Origin of the sequence: Plantibacter sp. VKM Ac-2876, from assembly GCF_015350715.1 — a bacterium.
GTDB classification, from domain to species: Bacteria; Actinomycetota; Actinomycetes; order Actinomycetales; family Microbacteriaceae; genus Plantibacter; species Plantibacter auratus.
In genome coordinates, this window is record NZ_JADKSI010000003.1 from 218,284 (window position 1) to 242,660 (window position 24,377).

General features: G+C 69.9%; 25 protein-coding genes and 1 tRNA gene. 13 read left to right on the top strand and 13 right to left on the bottom strand.

Annotated elements, in window-relative coordinates:
- Position 1 precedes the first annotated feature (1 nt).
- From ITJ62_RS13500 to ITJ62_RS13530, 7 genes are all read right to left on the bottom strand, one after another.
- The gene (locus ITJ62_RS13500) at positions 2-1,201 is read right to left on the bottom strand and encodes an acyl-CoA dehydrogenase family protein (RefSeq protein ID WP_194603062.1); all 1,200 of its coding nucleotides are present in this window, start codon (positions 1,199-1,201) and stop codon (positions 2-4) included.
- Positions 1,198-2,379 carry a hypothetical protein gene (locus ITJ62_RS13505; RefSeq protein ID WP_194603066.1) on the bottom strand — a complete coding sequence of 394 codons (1,182 nt, stop codon included), beginning with the start codon at positions 2,377-2,379 and terminating at the stop codon, positions 1,198-1,200. Before ITJ62_RS13505 ends, ITJ62_RS13500 begins: the two co-directional genes overlap by 4 nt.
- On the bottom strand, positions 2,376-3,041 hold the full coding sequence (locus ITJ62_RS13510) for a methionine ABC transporter permease (RefSeq protein WP_079706489.1): 666 nt from the start codon (positions 3,039-3,041) through the stop codon (positions 2,376-2,378). Before ITJ62_RS13510 ends, ITJ62_RS13505 begins: the two co-directional genes overlap by 4 nt.
- Positions 3,034-4,188, bottom strand: coding sequence for a methionine ABC transporter ATP-binding protein (locus ITJ62_RS13515; protein WP_194603083.1), 1,155 nt, complete (start codon positions 4,186-4,188; stop codon positions 3,034-3,036). Before ITJ62_RS13515 ends, ITJ62_RS13510 begins: the two co-directional genes overlap by 8 nt.
- A gap of 100 nt (positions 4,189-4,288) precedes the next feature.
- Positions 4,289-5,269 carry a MetQ/NlpA family ABC transporter substrate-binding protein gene (locus tag ITJ62_RS13520; RefSeq protein ID WP_194603086.1) on the bottom strand — a complete coding sequence of 327 codons (981 nt, stop codon included), beginning with the start codon at positions 5,267-5,269 and terminating at the stop codon, positions 4,289-4,291.
- 185 nt (positions 5,270-5,454) lie between these two features.
- Positions 5,455-5,682: a hypothetical protein gene (locus tag ITJ62_RS13525; protein ID WP_194603089.1), complete on the bottom strand. Its 228-nt coding sequence runs from the start codon at positions 5,680-5,682 to the stop codon at positions 5,455-5,457.
- Between the two features lie 122 nt (positions 5,683-5,804).
- The gene (locus tag ITJ62_RS13530) at positions 5,805-7,076 is read right to left on the bottom strand and encodes a hypothetical protein (RefSeq protein WP_194603092.1); all 1,272 of its coding nucleotides are present in this window, start codon (positions 7,074-7,076) and stop codon (positions 5,805-5,807) included.
- Between the two features lie 142 nt (positions 7,077-7,218).
- Between ITJ62_RS13530 and ITJ62_RS13535 the strand changes: the two genes are divergently transcribed.
- A complete protein-coding gene (locus ITJ62_RS13535; protein WP_194603095.1) occupies positions 7,219-8,601 on the top strand; it encodes an MFS transporter in 1,383 nt (460 codons plus the stop codon).
- Positions 8,602-8,628: 27 nt separating this feature from the next.
- On the opposite strand, the gene ITJ62_RS13540 is transcribed toward ITJ62_RS13535, so the two are convergent.
- Positions 8,629-9,120, bottom strand: a complete 492-nt coding sequence (locus ITJ62_RS13540) for a MarR family transcriptional regulator (RefSeq protein ID WP_194603098.1) — start codon at positions 9,118-9,120, stop codon at positions 8,629-8,631.
- Positions 9,121-9,158: 38 nt separating this feature from the next.
- Between ITJ62_RS13540 and ITJ62_RS13545 the strand changes: the two genes are divergently transcribed.
- Together ITJ62_RS13545 and ITJ62_RS13550 are read left to right on the top strand one after the other, a co-directional pair.
- Complete coding sequence (locus ITJ62_RS13545; protein WP_064296841.1) at positions 9,159-9,401, top strand: hypothetical protein; 243 nt, start codon at positions 9,159-9,161, stop codon at positions 9,399-9,401.
- Between the two features lie 79 nt (positions 9,402-9,480).
- Positions 9,481-10,518 (top strand): DUF418 domain-containing protein, encoded by a 1,038-nt coding sequence (locus ITJ62_RS13550; RefSeq protein ID WP_194603101.1) that lies wholly within the window; start codon positions 9,481-9,483, stop codon positions 10,516-10,518.
- 58 nt (positions 10,519-10,576) lie between these two features.
- Here the strand turns inward: ITJ62_RS13550 and ITJ62_RS13555 are convergent, their stop codons facing one another.
- Complete coding sequence (locus ITJ62_RS13555; RefSeq protein WP_194603104.1) at positions 10,577-11,374, bottom strand: NAD(P)H-binding protein; 798 nt, start codon at positions 11,372-11,374, stop codon at positions 10,577-10,579.
- A gap of 79 nt (positions 11,375-11,453) precedes the next feature.
- On the opposite strand from ITJ62_RS13555, the gene ITJ62_RS13560 reads away from it, so the two are divergent.
- From ITJ62_RS13560 to ITJ62_RS13575, 4 genes are all read left to right on the top strand, one after another.
- Entirely contained in the window at positions 11,454-11,867 is a 414-nt protein-coding gene (locus ITJ62_RS13560; RefSeq protein WP_194603133.1) for a helix-turn-helix domain-containing protein, read from the top strand.
- A gap of 117 nt (positions 11,868-11,984) precedes the next feature.
- Positions 11,985-12,386, top strand: coding sequence for an MmcQ/YjbR family DNA-binding protein (locus ITJ62_RS13565; RefSeq protein WP_194603136.1), 402 nt, complete (start codon positions 11,985-11,987; stop codon positions 12,384-12,386).
- Between the two features lie 96 nt (positions 12,387-12,482).
- Entirely contained in the window at positions 12,483-13,991 is a 1,509-nt protein-coding gene (locus ITJ62_RS13570; RefSeq protein ID WP_194603139.1) for a hypothetical protein, read from the top strand.
- A gap of 23 nt (positions 13,992-14,014) precedes the next feature.
- Complete coding sequence (locus ITJ62_RS13575; RefSeq protein ID WP_194603142.1) at positions 14,015-15,397, top strand: LLM class flavin-dependent oxidoreductase; 1,383 nt, start codon at positions 14,015-14,017, stop codon at positions 15,395-15,397.
- A 99-nt stretch (positions 15,398-15,496) separates the two neighbouring features.
- On the opposite strand, the gene ITJ62_RS13580 is transcribed toward ITJ62_RS13575, so the two are convergent.
- The 3 genes from ITJ62_RS13580 to ITJ62_RS13590 all read right to left on the bottom strand — a co-directional run bounded on the left by ITJ62_RS13580 (position 15,497) and on the right by ITJ62_RS13590 (position 19,525).
- On the bottom strand, positions 15,497-16,732 hold the full coding sequence (locus tag ITJ62_RS13580) for an acyl-CoA dehydrogenase family protein (RefSeq protein WP_194603145.1): 1,236 nt from the start codon (positions 16,730-16,732) through the stop codon (positions 15,497-15,499).
- Positions 16,733-16,847: 115 nt separating this feature from the next.
- Positions 16,848-18,074, bottom strand: coding sequence for an acyl-CoA dehydrogenase family protein (locus ITJ62_RS13585; protein ID WP_194603148.1), 1,227 nt, complete (start codon positions 18,072-18,074; stop codon positions 16,848-16,850).
- Positions 18,071-19,525 carry an LLM class flavin-dependent oxidoreductase gene (locus tag ITJ62_RS13590; RefSeq protein WP_194603151.1) on the bottom strand — a complete coding sequence of 485 codons (1,455 nt, stop codon included), beginning with the start codon at positions 19,523-19,525 and terminating at the stop codon, positions 18,071-18,073. Before ITJ62_RS13590 ends, ITJ62_RS13585 begins: the two co-directional genes overlap by 4 nt.
- A gap of 191 nt (positions 19,526-19,716) precedes the next feature.
- Here ITJ62_RS13590 and ITJ62_RS13595 point away from each other — a divergent pair, with 191 nt between their 5' ends.
- From ITJ62_RS13595 to ITJ62_RS13615, 5 genes are all read left to right on the top strand, one after another.
- Complete coding sequence (locus ITJ62_RS13595) at positions 19,717-20,253, top strand: TetR/AcrR family transcriptional regulator (RefSeq protein ID WP_086475328.1); 537 nt, start codon at positions 19,717-19,719, stop codon at positions 20,251-20,253.
- The gene (locus tag ITJ62_RS13600; RefSeq protein ID WP_086475329.1) at positions 20,250-20,612 is read left to right on the top strand and encodes a multidrug efflux SMR transporter; all 363 of its coding nucleotides are present in this window, start codon (positions 20,250-20,252) and stop codon (positions 20,610-20,612) included. The genes ITJ62_RS13595 and ITJ62_RS13600 overlap by 4 nt, the downstream gene beginning before the upstream one ends.
- Positions 20,609-20,935: a multidrug efflux SMR transporter gene (locus tag ITJ62_RS13605; RefSeq protein WP_194603154.1), complete on the top strand. Its 327-nt coding sequence runs from the start codon at positions 20,609-20,611 to the stop codon at positions 20,933-20,935. The genes ITJ62_RS13600 and ITJ62_RS13605 overlap by 4 nt, the downstream gene beginning before the upstream one ends.
- Positions 20,936-21,054: 119 nt before the next feature.
- Positions 21,055-21,570, top strand: a complete 516-nt coding sequence (locus tag ITJ62_RS13610) for a hypothetical protein (protein ID WP_086475332.1) — start codon at positions 21,055-21,057, stop codon at positions 21,568-21,570.
- Positions 21,571-21,666: 96 nt separating this feature from the next.
- Positions 21,667-22,206 (top strand): AAA family ATPase, encoded by a 540-nt coding sequence (locus ITJ62_RS13615; protein WP_194603157.1) that lies wholly within the window; start codon positions 21,667-21,669, stop codon positions 22,204-22,206.
- A gap of 33 nt (positions 22,207-22,239) precedes the next feature.
- Here the strand turns inward: ITJ62_RS13615 and ITJ62_RS13620 are convergent, their stop codons facing one another.
- Positions 22,240-23,919: a hypothetical protein gene (locus tag ITJ62_RS13620; RefSeq protein WP_194603160.1), complete on the bottom strand. Its 1,680-nt coding sequence runs from the start codon at positions 23,917-23,919 to the stop codon at positions 22,240-22,242.
- A 266-nt stretch (positions 23,920-24,185) separates the two neighbouring features.
- On the opposite strand from ITJ62_RS13620, the gene ITJ62_RS13625 reads away from it, so the two are divergent.
- A tRNA-Arg gene (locus tag ITJ62_RS13625) sits at positions 24,186-24,258 on the top strand.
- Positions 24,259-24,377: the final 119 nt, after the last annotated feature.

Consider the following 24,377-nt stretch of genomic DNA (forward strand, 5'->3'; position numbering starts at 1 on the left):
GTCACGCCTCGCCGGTGCTCCACCAGGAGGCGATCGGCGTCCCGTTCACGACGTGGTCGCCGATCGCCCTGGCCTTGAAGCGGGACGGGTTGTGCGAGGCGATCGTGCGGGCGTTCCGCCAGTGCCGGTCGAGCGCCCGGTGCGTCTCGACGGCGCTCGCACCGCCGACATCGAACAGGGCGGTCGCGGCATCGAGCACGGCGGGCAGGATCACCAGCTGCGCGCGCGCCGTCGCGAGTTCGACGGCGGCGATCCGTTCCTGCACGAGATCCGGCTCGGCACCGAGGATCGCCGCGCTCGAACGCTCCAACGCGGTCGTCGCGGCGGCCAGGGCGGCATCGGCGGCGAACGACTTCGCCGACAGCTCGCCGACGACCTCCTGCACGATCGGGTCGGCCTGGGCGGTCGACGCCGCACCGTGGCTGTAGGTCCTGGTCCGGGTCCGGACGAACGCGCCGGCGTCGTCGACGATGGCACGGCCGATGCCCGTCACCGCCGCCAGCAGGACCAACTGCACGAACGCGCCGCCGTGCGAGGGGCGCTCCGGCTCGCGGCGGGTCACCGCCGACGCGTCGACGGCGACCTCCGTGAAGACGGTGGTGCCGCTGCCCGTCAGCCGCTGACCGAACCCGGTCCAGTCGTCGATCCGCTCGACACCCGTGGCGTCCGTCTCGACGAGCACCGAGACGAACTCTCCGTCTTGCTCGGCGGCGACCCCGACGAGGTCGGCGAACAGGGTGCCCGTGCTGTAGAACTTGGTCCCGTTCAGTCGGAGACCGCCCGGCGTCTCGGTGAGCCGGGTGGCGAGGGATCCCACCTTCGCGGCCGACCGCTCGTGGCTCGCGTTGCCGACGATGGCTCCGTCGGCCAGCCGGGCCAGGCGGGACTCGCGCTCCGCCGAGGCCGGCGCGTGCAGGGTGCGGTCGATGTAGGAGAAGTGGGAGCGGAACAGTTGCGCGAGGTTCGGGTCGCGTCTGGCCAGCTCGGCGAGCAGCTCGAACAGTTCGCCGTGCGTGGCGTCCTCGCCGCCGTACCGCCGCGGCAGCGTCACGCGGGTGAAGCCCGCCGCACGCAGCGCCTCCACCGCGGCATACGGGAGCCGGCGCTCCCGCTCCCGCTCGACGGCGTCCCGCCCGAGCTCGTCGAAGAGTGGCGTGAAGCGCTGCGCCAGGTCGCGGTCGATCGTCGCCGTCCCGCTCATGCCTGCTCCCCATTCGCCGGAACGGGCTCGGTCTCGGGCCGCGCCCCAGGAGCCTGCCACTCGGGCAGGGTGCCGTTCAGCTCGAACTGCCCGAGCGCCGCCGAACGCTGCACGGCGGGATTGTGCGAGGCGATCGTCCGGACGTTCCGCCAGTGCCGGTCCAGTGCGTGGGACCGGCCGACGGCTGAAGCCCCGCCGACCTCGAACAGGCGGCTGAGCGCGTCGAGGACGAGCGGAAGGACGACCTGTTGGACACGGAAGACCTCCAGCAGCGCCGAACGCGCGGCGTCTGGATCGGTGGCCGGCCCGTCCAAGGTTCGAGCGGACACGAGGACGAGCGCGCGGGCCGTGTGCACGACGCTGCTGAGCTGGCCCACGATCGACTGCACGAGTGGATCCTCGCGCGGCAGGTGCTCGCCTGCGTGGCCGACCGTCCGTCGCCTGGCGCGCACGTAGTCGACGGTGTCCTCGAGGGCACGCTGCGCGATGCCGGCCACGACACCGAGCAGGATGAGCTGTTGGAGGGCGCCCGTCCGGTGCCACCCCGCCGCGTCGCCGCTGTGGACGACGAGGTCGCGCGGGTCCACCGGCACGCGGTCGAAGGTGGTCGTCCCGCTCCCGGTCAACGGTTGTCCGAAGCCGTCCCAGTCGTCCACCGAGCGGGTGCCCGGATCGTGTGCGGAGACGGTCACCGCGACGCGGTCGGTCCCGTCGAGCGCGGACAGGTGGATCCAGTCGGCGTAGATGCTGCCGGTCGTGTAGTACTTCGTGCCGGTCACCGTGAGGAGTTCGCCGTCACGGTTGAGGACGGTCTCGAGGTGGGCGGTCGCGTGCCGTTCCGACTGCGCGTTCCCGACGAGGTCGCCGGCGGTCAGCCGGGCGAACCAGTGCTCCCGGTAGGCGGCGTCGGGGGAGGCGAGCAGCGCCTCGATGAACAGGATGTGTCCGCGCCAGACGTGCCCGAGGCTCGAGTCGGCCGCCGAGAGGGCGATGAGCCGCGCGAACAGCTGCTCGAGGGTGAGCCCGCCGCCGCCGGATGTGACGGGGACCCTGGCCGCAGCGAAGCCCAGATGCTTCAGCTCGTCGACCTCGTCGAACAGGAGGCGCCGGTCGGTCTCGCGCGATACGGCGCCGCCGCGGATGGAGGAGAGGAAGGCGTCGAAGTCGTCGGCGTTCATCGGTGCAGCACCCGCTTTGCCAGCACGTTGCCGAGCAACTGGGCGAGCTGCACGAGCAGGACGAGCGTGACGACCACGAGTCCGACGACGATCCAGTCGAACCGCTGGTAGCCGTAGGTCATGGCGAGGTCACCGAGGCCACCGCCGCCGAGCACACCGGCCACGGCCGTCGCATCGACGAGGGCGACGAGGATGTACGTCAGCCCGAGGATGAGCGGGCCGAGCGCCTCGGGCACGACGATCGTGAACAGCACCCGCACGGGGCTCGCCCCCATGGCCGCGCCGGCCTCGATGGCACCCGGCGAGACGGCGACGAGGTTCGACTCGGAGACGCGACCGATGGCGACGCTCGCGACGAGGATGAGCGGGATCGTCGCCGGAAGCGGTCCGAGGCCGGTGCCGAACACGAGCCGCGTGAGCGGGATGAGCGCGATCGCGACGATGAGGAACGGCACCGGTCGGATGACGTTGATGACGAAGTTGAGGACGCCGAACACGACGCGGTTCTGCAGGAGGTTGCCGGGCCGGCTCGCATAGAGCAGGAGGCCCAGCAGGATCCCGATGACCGTCGCGACGGCGAAGGACACGGAGACCATGAGGCCGGTCTCCCCGATGGCCTTGAGGAGACGCGGGAAGAACGCGTCGGGATCGAAGTCACGCATGGGTGGGCTCCTTCAGGGAGTCGGGGTCTGCGGTGAGCGGTTCATGCCCTTCGACAGGCTCAGGGACCGGTGCCGGTGCAGGGACCGGTGCCGGTGCAGGCTCAGGGGCCTGCGCGGTCGGGGCAGGGTCGATCGCGGTGACGGTCGCCGTGGCCCGGAGCCCCGCGATGGCGGCGTCGACGCGGTCGTCCGGGCCGAGCAGCTCGACCGTGAGACTGCCGAACAGTCGCCCCTGGAGTTCGTCGACGCCGCCGAACACGACGTTGAAGTCGATGTCGTTGTCGCGGGCGACCCGCGAGAGGAACGGGTGGTTGGTGTCGCGGTCCTCGACGTGCAGCTGGACGAGGCGCCCGTGGTGCACCGCCCGGATCTTCGCGAGCACCTCGTCGGAGGGGATGTGGTGGAGCACCGACGAGACGAAGCGTCGCGCGGTCGCGGTGCGTGGCGCCGAGAACACCTCGTACACACTGCCCTGCTCCACCACCTCACCGTTCTCCATGACGGCGACCCGGTCGGCGAGTTCGCGGATGACGTCGATCTCGTGGGTGACGAGCAGGATCGTGACGCCGTACTCCTCGTTCACCCGCCGGAGGAGCTCGAGGACCTCGCCGGTCGTCTGCGGGTCGAGGGCGCTGGTCGCCTCGTCGGAGATGAGGATCTCCGGACGGGTGGCGAGGGCGCGGGCGATGCCGACCCGCTGCTTCTGCCCGCCGGAGAGCTGCGAGGGGTAGGCGAGCGCCTTGTCGCTCAGCCCGACGAACGCGAGCAGTTCTTCGACGCGGTCGAGGATCTCGGCGTCCGGCACTTTCGCGAGTTTGAGCGGGTAGGCGATGTTCTTGTAGACGGTCCGGGACTCCAGGAGGTTGAACTGCTGGAAGATCATGCCGATCCGCTGACGCGCGGCGTAGAGCGCCTGTCCGGCGAGTGCGGAGATCTCGAGGCCCTCGACGACCACCCGTCCGCTCGTCGGCCGCTCGAGGGCGTTGACGGTGCGCAGGAGGGTCGACTTCCCGGCGCCGGAGTACCCGACGATGCCGAAGATCTCACCCCGCTCGACCGTCAGGTCGACGTTCCGCAGCGCCTCGAAGGCGCGGCCCTTCACCTCGAACGTCTTGCTGACGTCCTCGAAGACGATTGCTGTGTTCATCACCTGCTCCTCTCGCGGGAGGGCCGTCCGGGAGACCCCGGACGGCCACTGCGTGGTGGCGGCCGGTCATCGCGGAAGGCGATGACCGGCCGCCGTGGTGCTACTCGGCTTCGGCTTGGAGCTCGGCGAGCTTGTCGCGGAGGTCCTTCACCGGAACCTTCACGAGGATCGAGTTCCCGGCGAACTCGTCGTCGAGCGCCTCGGCGACGCGCGGGTCGGCGTAGGTGTCCTCGAGGATCTTCCAGGCCGGGTTGTCCTTGTCCTCTGCGCGGGTGGCGATGACGTTGACGTAGGGCAGGTTCTTCTCGGAGAGCGAGTCGTCGAGGAAGAGCGCGTCGTCCTTCGTGATGCCCTGGCTCGGGTCGAAGTAGGAGGTCCCGACGACGACGGCTGCGAGGGACGGGTCGTCGAACTGCTGCGGGATGCTCGTCGCGGGCAGGGGCACGAACTGGAGGTTCTTGTCGTTCGCGGTGACGTCCTCGACGGTCGGGAAGTTCCCCGCGTCCGCTGCGATCTCGATGAGTCCGGCCGCGGCCAGGATGTTCAGGGCACGGCCGCCGTTGGACGGGTCGTCCGGGATCGCGATGCGCGCGCCGTCGGCGAGGTCATTGACGTCGGTGAGTGTCTTCGAGAAGATCCCCCACTGCGTGATGACGGTCGAGAACACCGGCGTCAGGTCGGCGTCGTTCTCTGCGTTGAAGGCCGAGAGGTAGAGGATGTGCTGGAAGGCGTTCGCGTCGACGGTGCCGGCGACGAGTTCGGTGTTCGGGAGGACCCAGTCCTTCACGTTCACCCACTCGACGTCGAGGCCCTTCTCGGCGGCGACCTCCTTGACGGCGTCCTGGAACTGCGTGTCCTCCGACACCGCGATCTTCACGCTGAGGCGCTCGGCGGGCGCACCGGAACCGGTCGCCGCGTCGGCTGCCCCGTTCTGGCCACCGACGACCACGGAGACGACGACGGCGATCGCGGCGACGGCGACGACCGCGACACCGCCGATCAGCAGGTTCCGGCGCTTCCGCTTCCCGGAGGCGATCGACGCCCGCAATTCGCTCGGTTCTGGTCCCGTGTGCTCACTCATGATGGTCCTCGGCTCTGTCTGTGGGTGCACTGGTGCGTGCACGGAGCCAGTTTCCCGAGGCTCGCGAAGGGACGCCCGTTGCGTTACCGCGGACCGTCACTGTTCGAGATGAAACGTAAACGCGCAGCACGGACGGGCGATCGTCCCTACACTGCGGCGCGTCGACCGGCGCTCTGCACCTCCGGTCAGGCGGGGTGGGCGACGTTGCTCCGGCGGCGGGCGAGGCGTCGGCCCGCGAGCTGATCGAAGATGGGGCAGTCGGCCGAGGCGAGCGGCGACCCGTGCTGGATCGGTGTTCCGGTCGAGCGGATCTGTTCCGGAGCAGATGACGCCGCCTGCGCGTCGAACCCGTGGGTGAGCGTCGTGAAGATCGGGGACGCGGAGCGCGGCTGGCGCGCGGACGAGCTGGGCACGGGGTCCTCTCGGGAGTCGGCGGCGAGGGCTTCGCGATGACGGTGAGTGCGTCGCGATAGCGGTGCTCATATTCTAGAACATGAATACTGAGAGTCGGCCTCCCCTCGTCAGGTGGCGAGCGTCACCCGACGTCGTACCGGGCCAGTGCGTCGGCGTCCTGGGCGATCCGCGACGCGCGGCGGGCGGCGTCGAGTGCCTCGACCGGATCGTCGACCGCTGCCGCCTCCGCGAGCGCGAGCTGCCGCTGTGCCTCGGCCAGGCGCGTCCTCGCATCGGCGCCCACGCTGCCCCGGTGCGCGGAGATGACGTCGACGGCGACGCGGATGTTGCTGTCCGCGGTGAACAGGGCCCCGCGCATCGCCTCGCGTGCGTTGTCGAGGCGCTGCTGTGCGCTCCGGGCGGTCGCGAGAGCTGCGTCGAGATCGATGTCGGCGGCGCGAACCACCTCCAGACGTCGCACCGGATCGGGCAGGACGCGGTCGCCGTCCGTGGACGTGGTCGACTCCGCCTCCAGGAGCGCGCGGTTCGCCCGCTCGACGGCAGCCGCGATGACGGCGGCCGTCTCCGCGCGTTCCACTGTCGCGCCCAACGCCTCCGCTTCGGCGATCACCGTGCGGAGCTCCCGCCCGGCTGCGGCGAGTTCGGTCTCCGCTGCAGCGATGCCCGCGAGCGAACGCTCGACGGCGTCCAGCCGGTCCTCCGCCTGCTGCAGCTCGCGCCCCAGGGCGTGCAGTGACGCGGCGGCCGGCCGGGCGGTGTCGATCCGATCCTTCGTCTTCGCCGCATCGGCCGTCGCCTGGTCGACTGCGTCCTGCGCGGTCCGGCGGAGCACCCGCGCGTCCTCGACGGCGCTCGCCGCATAGCGCTCGGCGGCCGAGGCGATCGCGAGGCCGGTGGTGGTGAGTCGTTCGCGCGCGCGGTCGATGCGTCGCTCGAGCTGGTCGAGGAGGTCGGGGGCCGAACGCTCGGCTCCACGGCGTTCGTCGAAGCCTCGCAGCCGGGCGCTCAGCGTGCGCTCGACGTCCTCGCAGACGCTGATGATCCGCTCGTTCCAGGCGCGGCGCTGCGCCTCCGTGTCGGCGATCTCGTCCTCGAGCGACTGACGGAGCCGGAACGCCTCCCCGAGCGCCGAGCGCGCCGAGGCGACGTCGGCCGCATACCCTCGGGCGGCTTCACGTCCGAACTCCGCTTCGGCGAATCCGACCTCGTCCTCGGCCTCGCGGACCGCGTCGTCGGTACGGACGAGGGCGATGCCCGCGCGGCGGTGGAGGTCGTCGATGGAGGCGACGGGGGTCTTCGGATTGCGCCGACGCAGCAGGGTGACGAGCAACCAGACGATGATGCCGACGCCGCCGAACACGATCAGCGAGGGGAGCCACCACAGGTCGTCCATGGGCTCCAGTCTACGAACGCGGAACGGGCGTCGGCTGGGAAGGACATGGCGCCGGGTGTCGGTCGTCGACGGCGTTTCGACGGCTGTCGAGCTTCCACGGGATCACGCTCGGCACGTCGGTCCGCGGGGCTACCCTGAACCCATGACCCGCCAGCAGCGCCTCGTGCTCACGATCGCGATCCTCTCCTCGTTCGTGGCGTTCCTCGACGGCTCGGTCGTGAACGTCGCGCTCCCCGCGATGACGAAGGAACTCGGCGGTGGCCTCATCGTGCAGCAGTGGGTGGTCGACGCCTACCTGATCACCCTCGGTTCGCTCATCCTGCTCGCGGGCTCGCTCTCCGACGCGTTCGGGCGCATCCGCATCCTCCGCATCGGGCTCATCGGATTCGGCGTCACCTCGATCCTGTGCGCCGTCGCGCCGACCGCCGAGGTGCTCATCATCGCGCGGCTGCTCCAGGGCGGCGCGGCTGCGCTGCTCGTGCCGAGTTCGCTCGCGATCATCATCTCGACGTTCAGTGGCATCGCGCAGGGTAAGGCGATCGGCACCTGGACGGCGTGGACGGGAGCTGCGGGCATCACCGGCCCGCTGCTCGGCGGCGTGCTCGTCGACACGCTGTCCTGGCGCCTCATCTTCGCGATCAACATCATCCCGATCCTCGTCACCCTGTGGCTCATGATGCGCACCGATCGGGTGCCTGAGCCCGAACATCGTCCGCGTATCGACGTCGTCGGAGCGGTGCTCGGCGCCGTCGGGCTCGGTGGCCCCGTCTTCGCCCTCATCGAGCAGGAGCGCTACAGCTGGTCGAGCCCGATGCTGCTCGTGCCGCTCATCGGCGGTGTCGTGTCCTTCGTCGCGTTCCTCTGGTGGGAGCGCCGCCACCCCGACCCGATGCTGCCGCTGTCGCTCTTCCGCGTACGGAACTTCGGCTACGGCAACATCGCGACCGTCTTCATCTACGGCGCCCTGTCGCTCGGCTTCTTCGCCATCGCGGTCTTCATCCAGCAGACGGCAGGCTTCAGCGCCACCCTGGCCGGCATCGCGACGCTGCCGCCGACGCTCGTCATGCTCGCGTTGTCGTCGTGGTTCGGCAAGCTGGCCGGCACGCACGGGCCGCGGCTGTTCATGACGGTCGGGCCGATCGTCGCCGGGGTCGGCTTCCTCCTGATGATGGGTGCCCAGCAGGATCTGAACTACTGGGTGCAGCTGTTCCCGGGCATCCTGCTCGTCGGGCTCGGCCTCGCGATCACGGTCGCGCCGCTCACCGCGGGCATCCTCGGGTCGATCGACCCGGCCCATGCGGGCATCGGATCGGCGGTCAACAACGCGGTGTCGCGCGTGGCGGGCCTCGTGTCGATCGCGCTGGTCGGCATCATCGCCGGTGGCGCGCTCGGCGTCGACGGGTTCCCGCGGGTTGTTCTGGCGACCGCCGTGTTCATGTTCGCCGGTGGCGTGGTGTCGTTCGTCGGCATCCGGAATCCGCGGACCGCGACCGCGCCGGAGACGACGACCTCGTCGCCGGCCTGACGCTGCCGTCTGGCGGCGAGCCCTCGGTCAGAGCGGGTCGCCACCCGTGACGGCGGGCGCGGTGGTGGCCGCCCCGATCACCGCGTGGAGCATCTCGCGGAGCCGGGTGAGATGCTCGGCGTCCATCCGGAGCTCGTTCATGACCCGGTGCGGGATGGCCTCCGCCTGGGCGCGGAGCTCACGGCCGGCGGTGGTGAGCGAGACGTCGAGGACGCGCTCGTCGAGTCGGCTGCGGTCGCGTCGGACGAGCCCGGCGGTCTCGAGGCGCTTGAGGAGCGGGGACAACGTCGCCGGCTCGAGCTGCAGTGCTCCGCCGAGGTCCTTGACCGAGCGCGGGCTGTGCTGCCAGAGCGCGAGCATCACGAGGTACTGCGGATGGGTGAGGCCGAGCGGTTCGAGGATCGGTCGGTAGAGCGAGATGACGCTGCGCGACGCGACGGCGAGCGCGAAGCAGACCTGGTTCTCGAGCTGGAGCAGGTCGTCGGCCGTGGCGACGGTGGTGGATTCGTTGGCGGTCACGGTCTCATCGTACCCAAATGATTAGTACACTCATCAATATGAGCGAGAAACGATCCTTCCGGGAGTCCGTGCGCGAGGCCGGTGGTCTGTACGGCTGGGTGAACGGCCGCATGTGGAAGGTGCTCGGTCCGCCGCCCCTCGGTCCGTACAACGAGGAGCCGTTGCCGCCGGCCGCGCAATCGGGGTGCCCGATCTGCGGCCACGCCATGTCGGAGCACATCGTCGACCGCACGACCGGCCCGCGCACGCAGCTGCACTGCCCGAAGGCGCCTGCCGCCTGAGGGGGATCTCCATCCCGGGTGGCCGGACGTCATCCTCCAGGTGCATGCGAGGTTCCGCCACACCTGCTGAACTGTTGATATGCCTCAGGTCAACATTTCTTCCACACCGCCGGTCTCCTCCACCGGCGACGTCACCTCGCGTCGCTGGCACCTCATCGACGCCCTGCGCGGGTTCGCGCTCGTCGGGATCCTCTTCGTCAACGTCCCCGACATCACCCGGCTCGGCAGCGACATCCCGTTCGACCGACGACAGTCCACGCTCATGGACACCGTGCTCGAGTTCGCGGTGCAGACGCGGTTCGTCCCCATCTTCGCCTTCCTCTTCGGGCTGAGCGCGATGCTCGTGATCCAGGGCGCCCGCCGTCGCGGCACCGGCGCGCTCGTCCCGATGCTGCTGCGTCTCGGAGCGCTGCTCCTGATCGGTGTCGCGCACGGGTTCCTCTACCCGGGAGAGATCCTCCGCGAGTACGCGATCTGCGGAATCCTCATGCTCCCCCTCATGCTGTGGTTGCCGCGCTGGGCATTGCTCGGGTCCGGCGTCGTGCTCACGATCGCCGCCTACGCACTCACCGGCGGTGGGCTCGCGACCCTGCCGGGACTGTTCCTCGCCGGTGCGGGGGCGGCGGCGTACGGCTTGCCGAAGGTGCTCGACGCCGGCGGGCGGCCCGTGTGGATCACGTTCCTCGTGGCGACGGCCCTCGCTGTCCCGGCCATCGTCTGGCAGACCACCGAGCCCGCCGACCCGCGGTTCACGACCGCCGGTGGCATCGCGGGCGGCATCCTCGCCGTCGTGTACATCACCGGATTCGCGCTGCTCTGGCAGACACCGGTGCGTCGAGTCCTCGCAGCCGTCTTCGAACCCCTCGGCCGCATGGCGCTCACTAACTACCTCGCCGCGAGCGCCGTGTTCGTCGTCGTCGGGCTGCTCGTCCCCTTCCGGGAGATCGACGACCTGGCCGCGGTGAGCCTCGGAGCGCTCGCGCTCATCGCGGTGCAGTCGGTGCTCAGCCGGGTCTGGCTGCGGCACTTCCGCTACGGGCCGGTCGAGTGGGTGTGGCGGATGGCCACCTGGCGTCGCGTCGTCCCGCTGCGGGGTGCTGCGCTGCCGGCCGCCTGAGCACTGAGTCGCCCGGATCTGCACGGTTGCTGCTCGGATTCGTGCAGATCAGGGCGACTCAGCGAGGCGGGAGTGAGGTGACCGCGACCGCGACCGCGTCGGCCGGTTCGCGTCCGAGCAGGGTGCGGAGGTCATCACCCGCGCCGCCGAGGAATCCGTGTCGGACGCCGGTGAAGATCGACATGAGCATGGCGGGCTGGAACGGCTTGAGCGCGGCCTCAGCCAGCGCCGTCCGCTGCTCGGCGAGGGAGACGGTGTGGAGTGGGACGGCCAGCCGCTCGGCCACCTGCGCGGCCGTGATCGGATCGCCGACGAGGTCGTAGCTGCGACCGACGTGGTCCGACGGGGACATCGCGACGACGGCCGCGGCCTCGGCGAGGTCGGCTCGTGCGACCGCGGCCATCGCCCCGTCGCCGAACGCCGAACCGAGCGAGTCGCCCGACCACGCCAGCAACGACCCGAACAGTTCGGCGTAGAGGCCGTTCCGCAGGATCGTCCAGGACAGGCCGCTGTGCTGCAACCGACGCTCGGTCCACCGGTGCGCGATCGCGAACGCGAGGTGGTCTCCGGCCGAGGTGAGGCTCGTGTACACGACGTGCTGTACCCCGTCCCGCTCGGCCGCGGTGATCGCCGTCTCGTGTCGGGCGATCACGACGTCGTCCTCGGCTTCACCCGCCGACACGAGGACGAGCGTGTCGACCCCGACGAAGGAGACGGTGTCGGGGTCGTCGAAGTCGATCCGTCGCGCGCCGCCCTGTCCGCTGCGGTTGCTCGCGAGCGGTGCAGCCCCACGGGTGGTGAGCGCATCGAGGATCGCGCCGCCGAGTTGGCCGGTGGTTCCGGTGACGAGGATCATTTCAGGGCCTTTCGGTGTTCGGACTGATGACTCGGACGAGTCTGCGTCCCCTGTTCCGGCCCCACAAGAAGGCACTTCCATGTCACTCACGCACACCGCGGTAACCGCCGACCTCGAACCCTGCGGTAAGGAGGACCACCCCGACTGCGGCATCCGGGACGTCCTCGACCGCATCGGCGACACCTGGTCGGTCCTCGTCGTCGTCGAGCTCGCGTCGGGCGATCGTCGGTTCCGAGAGCTCCAGCGCGCGATCGACGGGATCTCCCAGCGCATGCTGACGCTGACCCTCCGCCGGCTCGAACGCGACGGCCTCGTCGACCGGACCGTCTACCCGACGGTGCCCGCGCAGGTGTCCTACGCCCTCACCTCGTCCGGTGCGGGGCTCTCCCACCTGATCAAGACGCTCGCCGACTGGTCGCTCGAGCAACGGCCGGCGATCGCGGCGTCGCGCTCGGAGTACGACGCCGCCCACCCGGGGCACCGCATCCGGTGAGCACTGTCGCGCCTCGCATCGAAAGTGCTCGTTCTGCGGTGTGAAGCGGCAGGCAAGCGCAGAACGGGCACGCTCGATGGGCTGTCGCGTGACGCCCGCGCGGAGTAGCGTCGGCGCATGGAGCATCCGATCGTGCACGAACCCGACGATCCGTTCGTCGAACGCGTCAGGCGGATCTGCCTCGCCTATCCGGAGGCCGTCGAGACGTTCGGCCACGGACGCCCGCGGTTCAAGGCTGGCAAGCGAGTGTTCGTGACCGTCGGGTCGGAGATGCGCATCCCGCACAGCATCACGTTCACGCCCGCTGAGGAGGAGCGCGGCGCCTGGCTCGACGACGACCGGTTCTGGTCGCCGAAGTACGACGGCCCGTCGGGCAAGCTCGCGTTCGACGCCGGTCTCGACGGCGACGACGGCCGCACCCTCGACGAGGTCGACTGGACGCTCATCGCCGAACTGATCGACACCTCGTACCGGCAGGTCGCCCTGCAACGGCAGCTCCGGGCGCTCGACCCGCGCTGACCAGGGGGCGTGCCCGGCCGCGGCAGCATCTCGAAGGGTCCATGCCAGACTGACGACCGGGGGAGCGTCATCGAGACGCATCGGAAGTGGGGAGCCATGAGCGACGGGGGCGCAGCCGGGACATCGCCTGAGCGCGATGACGCCGAGGCGAGCGCCGCCGGATCCGTCGTCGCGACATCGACTGTGGCGACCTCGCCGGACCCCGACGATGCGTCCAACGATCCGCGGGATCCCGCCCGCCGGTCGCCCCGAGTCGCGTTCCTGAGCGCCTATCTCATCCGCTCCCTCGACCTCGCCGTCGCGGCCGTCTTGACCGTCACCGTCGGGGGCGTCATCACCACGCTCTTCAGGATCGTCGGCACCGCCATGTCCGTCGATCAATCGACCGGGTCGTACGGCCCGGACGCACCGATCGTGCTCGGTGGACCGTCGGAGGCGGAGCTCTGGTACCAGACGGTCGGCTCGCTCGGCGGGTGGATCCTCGTCGCCGTCGGCGTCATGCTCGTGATCGTCCAACCGGTGATGGAGGTCATCCGTCGGGCGACCCCCTCTCGCGGGCTCGCCTACCTCGGCGGTCTAACGGCGGTCGTGGCCGCCGGGATCGGCTTCGGCGTCCTCGTGATCTTCGGGATCTCACCGTGGACGTGGCTGGGTGCCAACCTGGGATCAGCACTCGCCTTCCTCGTCTTCGGGCTCATCGCCTACGGCATCCCCGTGCTGATCGTCGCCGCCCTCATCATGCTCCTCACGTTCGTCATCGGCCGGCGACGGGTGCGGGTCGTGACTGCAGTGCTCGCCGGACTCGTCGTCGTCGCCGTCATCGTTGCGTCGACCGGCGCGTTCCGCCCGCCGCCCGCGCGGGAGGTTGCCGCAGCGCAACGCTCAGAAGCCGTAGACGGATTCACCCGCGCGCTCGCCGACATCGACGGGATCGCCGACATCGAGGTCGTCGGTCACGGCGCGACGGTGACGATGTCGCTCGATGCCGGCGTCGGTCAGGTGCTCCGCGCCGCCGACGCGGCGAAGCGGGCCGGCGAGGACCTCGAGGGGATCGCGATCGTCGTGATCCAGCGGGAGGCCGACCCGACCTCGCTCGCCCAGCAACAGGACCCACCACGGGGACCGTGGCGGGTGCAGCTCGTGCCGAGCGATCAGAGCATCGACGGGATCGCCGACGAGTTGCAGCGGCTGATGCTGACGGAGCGGCTGCAGGTGTCGATCGCCGTCACGGAGGGGGCACCGCTCATCACGGTCTTCTCCATGGAAACCCTTCCCGCTGCGGTCCGGGAACTCCGGGCGATCTACCCGGACGGCGCGCACTACCGCGTGCCGGAACGCTTCTCCATGGCGGACGACCCGGCCGAGCTGAGCGTGCCGATGGTCGACGCCATCCTCGCCGTCGTCGAGGCCTACCCCGACGTCGAGATCGAGGTGACGACGCAACCGAAGCTCTGGATCACCGACGTCACGCCGGAGGAGGGTGCCGCGATCGTCGCCATCCTGCAGGACCCGGCGCTCGCCGGAACCAGTCCGTCCGGATATCCGGTCGACTACTCGATCAACACCTCCGGTACCGACCAGGACCTCGAAGGCACCTTCGGTTGAGCCCCTGCCGGTAGCGTGAGGGGATGACCGCCGCTCAGCCCTCCCGCCTCCAGTTCGGAGCCTTCGTGATGAACACGGGCTCCCATATGCAGCACGGCCTCTGGCGCCACCCGGAGGCGAAGCAGCACACCTTCGACGACGTGAACCTCTGGGTCGACCTCGCGAAGACGCTCGAGCGTGGTCGGTTCGACACGATCTTCTTCGCCGACGTCGTGGGGGTCTACGGCGGTGCGGGGGCGTCCTTCGACGTAAACGCACGTGAGGGCATGCAGCTGCCGAGCAACGACCCGTCGATGCTGCTGTCGGCGTTGGCGATCAGCACCGAACACCTGGGCCTCGCGTTCACCTCGTCGATCCTGCAGGAGCACCCGTTCACCTTCGCCCGGAAGATCTCGACGATCGACCATGCGTCCGGTGGTCGGGTCGGCTGGAACATCGTCACGAGCTTCCTCGAGAACGCGGCGCGCAACTATGGGCTCGACCGCCTCGTCGAGCACGACGAGCGGTACGCCTGGGCCGAGGAGTACGTGGCGGTCGTCGGCAAGCTCTGGGAGGGGTCGTGGGACGACGGCGCGCTCCTCGCCGACAAGGCCAGCGGCGTCTTCGCCGACCCGGCCAAGGTGCACCGGATCGACCATGTCGGCGAACGGTACCGCGTGGAGGGCCCGCACCTGTCGTCGCCGTCGCCCCAGCGCTCGCCGCTCCTGTTCCAGGCCGGGTCGTCCGGCGCGGGGAAGGCGTTCGCCGCGAACTACGCCGAGGTGCAGTTCATGATGGCGCCGAGCATCGAGGCGGCGCGGGCGTCCGCGGAGTCGACGCGCGCGCTCGTCGCCGAGACCGGCCGCGACCCGCGCGACGTCAAGTTCTGGCAGGCGATGTCGTTCATCGTCGGCAGCACCGAGGAGGAGGCGAAGCGTATCGAGGCCGAGTACGACGACCTCCTGTCGGCCGACGCGTTCCTCGCGCACTCGAACCTCGGCACCGACCAGGCGACGGGGAAGCCGATCGACCCGGACACTCCGCTCAAGGACGTCGAGACCCAGGGCGGCCACAGCATGCTGGAGGCACTGAAGGCCCTCTCGCCGGACCGCGAACCGACCGTGCGCGACCTCGCCAAGCTCACCGCGAAGCTGCGAGGCCGCGTCGTCGGCACGCCGGAGCAGATCGCCGACCATCTGGCCGAGTGGCGCGCGGCCGGGATCGACGGGATCAACGTCGCCAACTGGATGATCCCGCACTCCTACGAGGTCTTCGTCGACGAGGTCATGCCGGTGCTGCAGGAACGCGGACTCGCCCAGCGCGAGTACGCGCCGGGCACGCTCCGCGAGAAGCTCTTCGGTGCGGAGCCCACCCTCCCGGAGACGCACCCGCTGCGCGCCTACCGCGGCGCCTTCGCCGGTCGCTGACCCCCTCGCCCGGCAGCAGGACATTCGCGCGAGAACCGGACGTTTCGACGCGGAATGTCCTGCTCTCGGACGGATGTCCTGCCCTCGTGCCGCGGCGGGCTACTCCGGCTTGGCCGTACCGACGGCCCAGACGAAGGGCGGCGGGGTGCCGTTGATGGACCAGTCGCCGACGATACGCGTCTTGTAGATCACGGGGTTGTGCGACGCGACCGTGCGGGCGTTGCGCCAGTGGCGATCGAGCGCGCTCGCGCGGCTGACGGCCGAGGCCCCGAGCGTGTTGAACAGCAGGGTCGCGGACCGTGGGACGAGCTCAGAGAGCACCACCTGCGCCTGGGCGGAACGGATCTCGGCCTCGATGTTCGCCTGCAGGTCGTCCGCGGAATCGCGGTCGGCAGCGGTCTCCGACGCCCGCTCGATGGCCGCGGCGACCCCGAGGACGGTCTGCTTCGCGACGAACGCGATCGACGAGATCTCGCCGACGACCGCCTGGATCTGCCCGTCGTCCTTCACGAGCGGCGCGAGACCGTGCGTGTAGACGCGGGTACGGGCACGGATCTGCTCCCCGGCATCGCGCTCGACCGCCGCTGCGATCCCCGCGTGCACGGCGATGAGCACGTGCTGGTAGAGCGCGGTCTGGTAGCGGAACCGGTCGGTGAAGGGGTGCAGCTGGTCGGCGTCGACGACGGCATCCTCGAACACGATCGTCCCTGTGCCGGTGAGCTGCTGCCCGAAGCCGTCCCAGTCGTCGGCGATCGTCACGCCCAGCTGGTTCGTGCGGACGAGCACGGTGACCTCGGTGTCGGGCTTGCCCTCGACGACGAGTCGCGCGGTGGCGTCCGTCCAGTCGGCGTAGATGCTGCCCGTCGTGTAGAACTTGCGGCCGTTCACGACGTAACGGCCGTCGCGCTCGGTGACGATCGTTCCGGAGACGCCGAGTGCGCCGGAGCCGACCTCGCTCCAGGCGTTGCCGACGATCTCACCGGCGACGAACCGCTCGAGCCAGGCGGTGCGTCGGTCGCTCGGGGCCGCGACCAGCTGGTCCTCGACGAGGGCGATGTGCCCACGGAAGATCTGCGGGAGGTTCGAGTCCGCCGCTGCGAGCTCGATCAGGAGTTCCGTGAACTCCGGGAAGGTGAGGCCGGAACCGCCGAACTCGGTGGGGACCCGGAGCGCGCCGAAGCCGGCGGCGGCGAGCTTCCGCACCTCCTCGCGCGGGAGCCGGTGCTCGAGTTCGCGCTCCACGGTGCCGGCCTGGATCTCGGCGAACAGCGGCAGGAGCAGCTCCCGGGCGGCCGCGAAGCCGACCGGGCGGGCGGTGGTGGAGGTGATGGTCATGGTGGAGTCCGTTCCTGGGTGGGCCCTTCGACAAGCTCAGGGACCGGGTTGATGCTCGGGAGCCGCTGGGGTTCGGTCCCTGAGCCGGTCGAAGGGCGGGACCCGGGGCAGCGGCCTAGGTGTAGAGCGAGATCGGCTGCAGCTCGCCGTTCAGGTGGTTCGCGCCGACCTCGAGCTTCTTGTAGTCGACCGGGTCGTGGAGGGAGTGCGTGCGCACGTTCCGCCAGAACAGGTCGAGCCCCACGGAGGCCTTCGCCGAGCTGGAGCCGGTGACCTCGAAGATGCGGTTCGCGACCTCGATGCCGAGCTCGGTGGAGACGACCTTGAGCTTGGCGATCTCGATGGCGATGGCGCCGCGGTCCTCCGCGGTCACGTCCGCTCCCCGCTCGATGATGCGGTCGAAGCGGGCGTTCGTGCGGTCGGCGAGCGCCTCGACGGCGGCGATCGACGACACGAACTCGCCGACGACGCGCTGCACGAACGGGTCGTCGCGGTAGGTCTCGGCGTGGCTGAGGAACCAGGCGTTCTTCCGCGCCCGGACGAGCTCGGTGCCCTGCGCGAGCGCGCCCTCCGCGATGCCGAGGTAGAGGTTGCCGAAGGCGAGCTGGATCCCGGGCGTCACGAGTGAGGAGAACGGTTCGTCACCGACGGTGCCGAGGATGTCCGCCTGCTCGACGAGGACGTCCTCGAACCGCACGGAACCCGACGCGGAGAGCCGCTGGCCGAGCGCGTCCCAGTCGCCGAGGTAGGCGATGCCCGCGCGGTCGTGGTCGAGGACGAACTGGAAGATCGTGCCGTCGTGGTCGCCACCGCGGACGACCGCGTTGACGAGGATGACGTCGCCGGCCGATGCGCCCGTCGAGAACCGCTTGAGTCCGTTGAGGCGGAACGCGCCGCCGTCCTGGGTGAGCGAGAGGTCGGGGTCCGTCGGGTTCACGGAGTCGCCCCAGATCCACCGGCCCTCCACCGTCTTGCGGTGCCACTCGGCCTGCGTGGACGGGTCGGCGGTGAAGCCGATGTTGCCCGCGTTGATGTAGTGGTAGGCGAGCAGCTGGCCGATGGAGGCGTCCACGCGCGACAGGATGCGGACGACCCGGAAGGCGCTCTCCCAGTGTCCGCCACCCCCGCCGAACTCGGCGGGGTCGAGCAGGTTGACCAGGCCCGATTCGCGGAGGAGGTCGAGCTCGGTGGTGGGATCGAGGTTCGCGCGGTCGCGTTCGAGGACGTCGACCGCGAGCTTGGTGGCGACCTCGGTGGCGACGGCGTCCCAGTGCGCGAGCTCGGCGTCGTCGGCGGTGCCGGACCAGTGGGTGCGCCCCGGGGCGATATCGGTGATGCTCATGCGGATGCCCCTTCAGCGGCGTAGGCGTTGTCGGTGTCGAACAGGGAGGGTGCGGTGTCGTCGGCGGCGGACGGCTGCCCGACGTACGCACCGCGGTACCGGTGGGCCGGGTGCCACTCGGGCACGACGGGGGAGCCGGTCCCGTTGAGGCGGCCGCGCAGCGTCCCCTCCGGGTACTCGTTCCAGACCCGGCCGCGGCGACGCAGCTCGGGCACGAGCAGGTCGACGACGGCCTCGAAGGTGCCGGGCGTGATGACGTAGGCGAGGTTGAAGCCGTCGGTCCCGGCGACGTCGATCCACCGCTCGATCTCGTCGGCGACCGTCGCGGCGCTGCCGACGAACACCGGCCCGATGCCGCCGATGCCGATGTAGTGGGCGATGTCGCGCGGCGTCCACTCGCGCTCCGGGTCGGCGAGCGTGAAGATCGCGAGCGCCGAGCGGGCGGCGTCGGTGTCGACGTACTTGAGCGGCTTGTCGGGGTCGAAGGAGGAGAGGTCGAGGCCCGACCAGCCGCCGTAGAGGGTGAGGGCACCGTCGAGCGAGATGTACTGCTGGTATTCCTCGTACTTCGCCTGCGCCTCCTCGTCGGTCTCGGCGACGATCGCGGTGGCGAGGGTGAGGATCTTCACGCTGTCGCGCGGGCGTCCGAGGGCCTCGGCGCGGTCGCGGATGTCGTCGGTCGTCTTGCGCGTCAGCTCCGGGACGAGGCCGTTGATGAACACCGCTTCGCCGTGGGTGGCGGCGAACTGGCGACCGCGCGCCGAGGCGCCGGCCTGGAAGATGACGGGCGTGCGCTGCGGCGACGGCTCCGAGAGGTGGATGCCGGGCACCTGGAAGTGCTCGCCCCGGTGGTTGATGGGGTGCACCTTGGTGGGGTCGGTGTAGACGCCGTTCTCCCGGTCGATGACGACCGCGTCGTCCTCCCAGGAGCCCTCCCACAATTTGTAGGTGACGTCGAGGAACTCCTCGCCGATGCCGTAGCGGTCGTCGTGCTTGATCTGGGTGGTGAGGCCGAGGTTGCGGGCGGCGGAGTCGAGGTAGGAGGTGACGACGTTCCAGCCGACCCGACCCTTCGTGAAGTGGTCGAGCGTCGAGAAGCGGCGGGCGAGGGCGTACGGCAGCTCGTAGGTGGAGGCGACGGTGACGCCGAAGCCGAGGTGCTCGGTCGCCTTCGCCATGGCCGACACCTGGATGATCGGATCGCCGACGGGCAGTTGCGCGGAGTCGATGAGCGCGGGCGCGGAGGAGTGACGGTAGACGTCGTAGATGCCAACGACGTCCGCGATGAACAGGGCGTCGAAGGTGCCCCGCTCGAGGAGTCTGGCGAGGTCGATCCAGTAGTCGATGTCGTTGTAGCGGTGCGCCTGGTTGTCGGGGTGCTTCCACAGGCCGGGCGCCTGATGGGTCACGCAGCTCATGTCGAACGCGTTGAGGATGATGCGCTTGCTCACAGGGATACCACCGGGTCGTCTCGTCGAGGCTGGGTCCGACGGCGATCACGGCGCCGTCCAGCACGACGGTACTCGTGGGCTCGGGTGCTCGCGAGGGGCCCGAAACAGAGCGTCACATGGGCCGCCGGGCGTCCGTTCCTCACGGTTCCTTCTCAGAGTTACTTTACCTTACGTAAGCTAAAGTAACTCCCATGAGACCCAGTGCACGGAACGAGATCCTCGATGCGGCCGTCCGCGTCGTCGACGCCTCAGGAGAGGCCGACATCACCTACGAGGCGGTGGCGCAGGAGGTCGGTCTGACGAAGGCCGGGCTGCGCTACCACTTCCCCTCACGGGACGCGATGATGATCGCGGTGATCGAGCACGTCGTCGCCCGCTGGCAGCGCGAGCTCGTGGAGGAGCTAGGGGCGCCGCTCGAGACGTCGACGCTCGAGGAGCGGGTGCGGGCCTTCGTCGCCTTCGCCGGGGAGGGCGGGGCGAGCCAGGGCGAGTTCGTCGTCTTCGCCGAGGCGGTCAGGCGTCCCGAACTCGCCGCTCCCTGGCTCGAGTACCTCCGCACCTGGTTCGGGTTCGGCGAGGACACCGATTCGACCTCCCTCCTGCTCGTCTGGTTGGCGGCGAACGGCCTCTGGATCGCCGAGGCGACCGGCATCCTCGACGTCGGCCGCGACCAGCGCGCCGACCTCGTCTCGCGACTCCTGGCCCTCGCTGGAGGTGAAGCCCGATGAAGAAGTGGCTGATCCTCTCCGCCGCCATCCTGTTGGAGGTCACGGCGACCCTCTCGCTCCGTGGCGCCATCGAGAACCCCTGGTGGTCGATCCTCGCGGTGGCCGGATACGCGGGCGCGTTCGTCGCCCTGTCGCTCCTGCTCCGCATGGGGGTACCGATCGGGGTGGTCTACGGCATCTGGGCTGCGGCCGGCGTCGCGCTCACCGCGGTGCTCGCGTCGCTCGTGTTCGGCGAGCAGTTCACGTTCACGATCGGACTCGGCATCGCGATCGTGATCGCCGGCGTCGTGCTCGTGGAGACGGGCCACGCGCCGGAGTCGCCGACGCCCGCCGCGACCAACGAGGAGGTCGGCGCATGACCTGGTTGCTCCTGGCTGGCGCCATCGTCACCGAGGTCGCCGCGACGCTCTCCCTGCGCGCCTCGGAAGGCCTGCGGAAGAAGCGGTGGATCGCTCCCGTCGCCCTGTTCTACGTGACCGCCTTCGGATTGCTGACCATCGCACTCGCGAACGGCATGCCCGTCGGGATCGCCTACGGGATCTGGGCCGCCTGCGGGGTCGCCCTCACGGCCATCGGTGCGCGCGTGCTCTTCAAGGAGAAGCTGACGCCGAAGATGATCGTCGGCATCGGCCTGATCGCGGTCGGTGTCCTCGTCATCGAGCTCGGTTCGCAGGCGCACTGACCCGCGCGGATCGCTCCCGCGCGCGACGGTGGGGAGGGGTACCCATTGAGCGTGTGGCGAGTCTGAGGCATCCTCGTCCTGGGCGAACCGCCCGGAATCGACAGCCTTGGGGGGCTCCTGTGGACAGCAACGTGCTCGCAATCATCGCCATTCTCGTCCTGCTCGCCATCGTCGGGCTGGGGGTGTTGAAGGGACTCGGCCGCCGGAAGATCCGGGAGGCCGGCGAGAGCAAGCAAGCCAGGATCCCCGCGACCCTGCAGGAGTTCGGTCGCTCCGTCATCCTCGGGACCGACACCGCTGGTGCCGTCGCCCTCATCGAGGGCCTGCCGAAGAGTCGGTTGAAGTCCCTGCGCCCGGGCGTCTGGGGCCTCAACCAGATCTCGAAGGAGGACGCGGTGATCGAGGTGTGGCCCGCGGGTTCCGGCGCTGAGGTGCTGGTCACCTCGCTGGAGGAGAACTTCGGGTTTCCGCAGGGGCTCGACGGCTGGCAGCGCTTCACCGGTCAGTTGGAGGCCGCCGCGACGGCGCAGGGTGTCACCGTCCAGCGTGGCGCGCGGGCCTTCCAGTACCAGCCGGCACCCGCGAACTCCCTCGACCGCGCGCACTGGGTGCTCGCCAAGGTCGTCGCTCGCTGAGTCACTTCTCCCGAATCGCGGCGGCGCTCACTCACCCCTCCGGAAGAGCTGCGGAGGCGCCAGCACCGTCGTGGCCGCGACCGATACCATCGGGCAATGTCCATCGCGAGGTTCGACACCGTCCTGATCAATGGCAGCGTGGGCACCGGCAAGACCTCCGCTGCCGAGGCAGTCGGTGAGGCGTTGCAGCGATGCGGCGTTTCAGGCGCGGTCATCGACGTCGACTGGTTGCGCCGGTCCTGGCCTGCACCGGAGGGCGACCCGTTCCGGACCGCTCTCGCTCTCGAGAATCTGCAGGCGATCACCGCGAACTTCCGGCGCGCCGGCGCAGCGGTCGTCGTCGTCGCCACGGTGATGGAGACGCTCGACCAGCTGCAACGCACCACCGTCGCCCTCGGCTCCCCGAGGTCGCTGCACGTCCGCCTGACCCTGGATCCGGACGTCGCGCGCTCGAGGTTGGCCGGACGCCACGGTGACGACGAGGCGGCGCTCAGCTGGCACACGCGGCGTCACCCCGAACTGGCGGGCATTCTCGAGCGGGCCGCATTCACCGAGGACATGCGCATCGACACGACTCATAAACGGCCCAGGGAGGTCGCTCGAGAGATCCTCTCGGCAATCGTCGCCGGTCCCTGAGCTTGTCGAAGGGCCCGCCGACCGCCCGCTCGCCTACAGGTTCCCGAGGTAGGCCAGGCGTTCGCCGCCGAGTTCGATCGCCAGCGCCCGCTGCCGCTTCACCCGCCGCCACCGCACGATGAAGAGCACCGTCCCGACAACCGTGAGCACGAGGCTGACGCCGAGCATGATCGGTCCGGTCGCGCCGAGCTCCTCCGGGTCGACGGACAGGAGTGCGCCCGCGAGGACACCGACACCGCCGACGCAGGTGCCGAAGTACGCTCCGGCCGCGAACAGGCGCGACGCGGGGATCGGGCCGAGGAAGTGCTGCAGGAGCACGGGCGGGAGTCCGCGGCGTCGTTGTTCCGGTCCTCGCCGGTCGAGCCACTCGAGGGAGAACCGCTGGGCGATGTGGATCTCGCGTGCCCGCGCGATGCCGCCGACGATCCACGCGACGAACGCGAGTAGAGCGGATCCGACGACCGCGACAGCGACGAGCGCGTTCGCGTCGGTCGGCAGGAGGCGGTCGATCACCCCTTCCGCGATGGCCGCGCCGAAGATCGCGAGTAGGCCGATGCCGGCGAGCGCGATGAGGATCCGGTCGCAGACCTTCCGGAGGGTGCGTGCGCTGACCGTCTCCGGAATCGGTTGCAGGTGGACGACGTCGTCGTCGTCCGCGAGCCAGGATCGCACCCGAGCCTGGTCCTGTGGCGGAATCCACGACGGCAACTCGCGTCCGGCGTCCGGGTCGACGCGTTCCGCATCCCGATTGCCGAGCGCCCCGTTCCGGTCACCGAGCTTGTCGAGGTGCACTCGGTCGACGATCTGCTCCGCGGCCAGCCGGGCCGGGTCGTCCGGTCGACGGAACCGGTCGTCGTCCGTGTCGTCGTCGACCGCCGTCGCCTCGTCCTCGTCCGCGACGACCGACCCGTACTGCGGCGCAGGCGGCACGAGGGGAGTCGGGTTCGGGGCGTCATGCGCCGCTGGAGCCACGTCCTGATGCGCGCGCACGACCTCCTCCACTGCGCCCTGCGCGGCCCGCATCGCTTCGTCCCGGATGCTCCGGCCGAGCGGCCCCGCGGCCTGGACCACCGCGTCGAGCAGCTTCACGTCGCCGGTGGACTCCGCCACGGCGATGCAGTCGCCGATGAACCCGCGTCGACCGATCGCGACGTCCGAGCCCTTCCCGGCGAGTGAACGGGAGATGCGTTCCCGGCCGACGTCGAGCGGATCCTGGCCGGTGTCGTCGGGGATACCGCTGCCGGCGATGAGCGCGACGAGTGGCACGAGGTCCGACGTGGGGAGGCTGCGAAGCCAGCCGCCGTTCATGATGATGCGGGCGCGTGCGCCGGTGTCGGTCGTGAGTCGCAGGCTGAGGGCCGGCGTGGTGGCAGCGGGATTGCGGGTGAGGAGTTCGCCGCTCACGATCGAGCGCAGCGGGATCGTCTCGCCCCGGAGGAGCGCGGTGCCGCGGACGGTGTCGACACCGACCGGGCGGAAGGCGGTCCGGAGGTAGGACAGGCAGATGCCGGCGGTGAGGAGGAAGCAGAACGGAATGGTGATGATCGGGGCGAGCGCGATGTCGAAGACGGAGCCGATGATGCTCCCGAGGCCCCACCCGACGACGGCGGCGAGGATGCCCGACAGGATGGCGATGAGGACGAGGTTCGCCCGAACGGGAGGTCGGCCGATCATGGTGAAGCCGTCGTTCGTCGATCCTGGTGCTGCGCTCACGTCGTCCTCTCGGCAGGTAGTCGCATCGACTGTTCCATGTCGGCGCCCGTCGTGTCGATGGGGAGTGCTCCTGTGGTCCGCGAGCCGCACCCGCCCCCTGAGCGACTACCCCGGTCCCTGAGCGAATACGCCGGTCCCTGAGCTTGTCGAAGGGGTGCCCCTCCCGCTCGGGGACCTCGTCGCAGCACGATTCGCGTCTTCGGCTTCCGTGTTGTAGGCTCTACTTCGGCCTGCCGAGCCGAAGTTCTCTTCTCTCAGCAAGCAATGCGCCCGTAGCTCAACGGATAGAGCATCTGACTACGGATCAGAAGGTTGGGGGTTCGAATCCCTTCGGGCGCACATTGTGAAAAGCGGTCCACTTCGGTGGGCCGCTTTTTTCGTCCCGCCTGACAGCAGGATATCGGCGCGAGAACCGGCTGGAAGCGCGGGAAATGTCCGGTTCTCGGGCGTTTGTCCTG

Coding starts and splice junctions, on each gene's coding strand:
- ITJ62_RS13585 (WP_194603148.1), bottom strand. CDS start 18,074: ATGAGCATCACCGATATCGCCCCGGGGCGCACCCACTGGTCCGGCACC.
- ITJ62_RS13510 (WP_079706489.1), bottom strand. CDS start 3,041: ATGCGTGACTTCGATCCCGACGCGTTCTTCCCGCGTCTCCTCAAGGCC.
- ITJ62_RS13505 (WP_194603066.1), bottom strand. CDS start 2,379: ATGAACGCCGACGACTTCGACGCCTTCCTCTCCTCCATCCGCGGCGGC.
- ITJ62_RS13500 (WP_194603062.1), bottom strand. CDS start 1,201: ATGAGCGGGACGGCGACGATCGACCGCGACCTGGCGCAGCGCTTCACG.
- ITJ62_RS13560 (WP_194603133.1), top strand. CDS start 11,454: ATGTCACTCACGCACACCGCGGTAACCGCCGACCTCGAACCCTGCGGT.
- ITJ62_RS13535 (WP_194603095.1), top strand. CDS start 7,219: ATGACCCGCCAGCAGCGCCTCGTGCTCACGATCGCGATCCTCTCCTCG.
- ITJ62_RS13565 (WP_194603136.1), top strand. CDS start 11,985: ATGGAGCATCCGATCGTGCACGAACCCGACGATCCGTTCGTCGAACGC.
- ITJ62_RS13615 (WP_194603157.1), top strand. CDS start 21,667: ATGTCCATCGCGAGGTTCGACACCGTCCTGATCAATGGCAGCGTGGGC.
- ITJ62_RS13580 (WP_194603145.1), bottom strand. CDS start 16,732: ATGACCATCACCTCCACCACCGCCCGCCCGGTCGGCTTCGCGGCCGCC.
- ITJ62_RS13515 (WP_194603083.1), bottom strand. CDS start 4,188: ATGAACACAGCAATCGTCTTCGAGGACGTCAGCAAGACGTTCGAGGTG.
- ITJ62_RS13545 (WP_064296841.1), top strand. CDS start 9,159: ATGAGCGAGAAACGATCCTTCCGGGAGTCCGTGCGCGAGGCCGGTGGT.
- ITJ62_RS13520 (WP_194603086.1), bottom strand. CDS start 5,269: ATGAGTGAGCACACGGGACCAGAACCGAGCGAATTGCGGGCGTCGATC.
- ITJ62_RS13595 (WP_086475328.1), top strand. CDS start 19,717: ATGAGACCCAGTGCACGGAACGAGATCCTCGATGCGGCCGTCCGCGTC.
- ITJ62_RS13600 (WP_086475329.1), top strand. CDS start 20,250: ATGAAGAAGTGGCTGATCCTCTCCGCCGCCATCCTGTTGGAGGTCACG.
- ITJ62_RS13555 (WP_194603104.1), bottom strand. CDS start 11,374: ATGATCCTCGTCACCGGAACCACCGGCCAACTCGGCGGCGCGATCCTC.
- ITJ62_RS13530 (WP_194603092.1), bottom strand. CDS start 7,076: ATGGACGACCTGTGGTGGCTCCCCTCGCTGATCGTGTTCGGCGGCGTC.
- ITJ62_RS13570 (WP_194603139.1), top strand. CDS start 12,483: ATGAGCGACGGGGGCGCAGCCGGGACATCGCCTGAGCGCGATGACGCC.
- ITJ62_RS13605 (WP_194603154.1), top strand. CDS start 20,609: ATGACCTGGTTGCTCCTGGCTGGCGCCATCGTCACCGAGGTCGCCGCG.
- ITJ62_RS13550 (WP_194603101.1), top strand. CDS start 9,481: ATGCCTCAGGTCAACATTTCTTCCACACCGCCGGTCTCCTCCACCGGC.
- ITJ62_RS13575 (WP_194603142.1), top strand. CDS start 14,015: ATGACCGCCGCTCAGCCCTCCCGCCTCCAGTTCGGAGCCTTCGTGATG.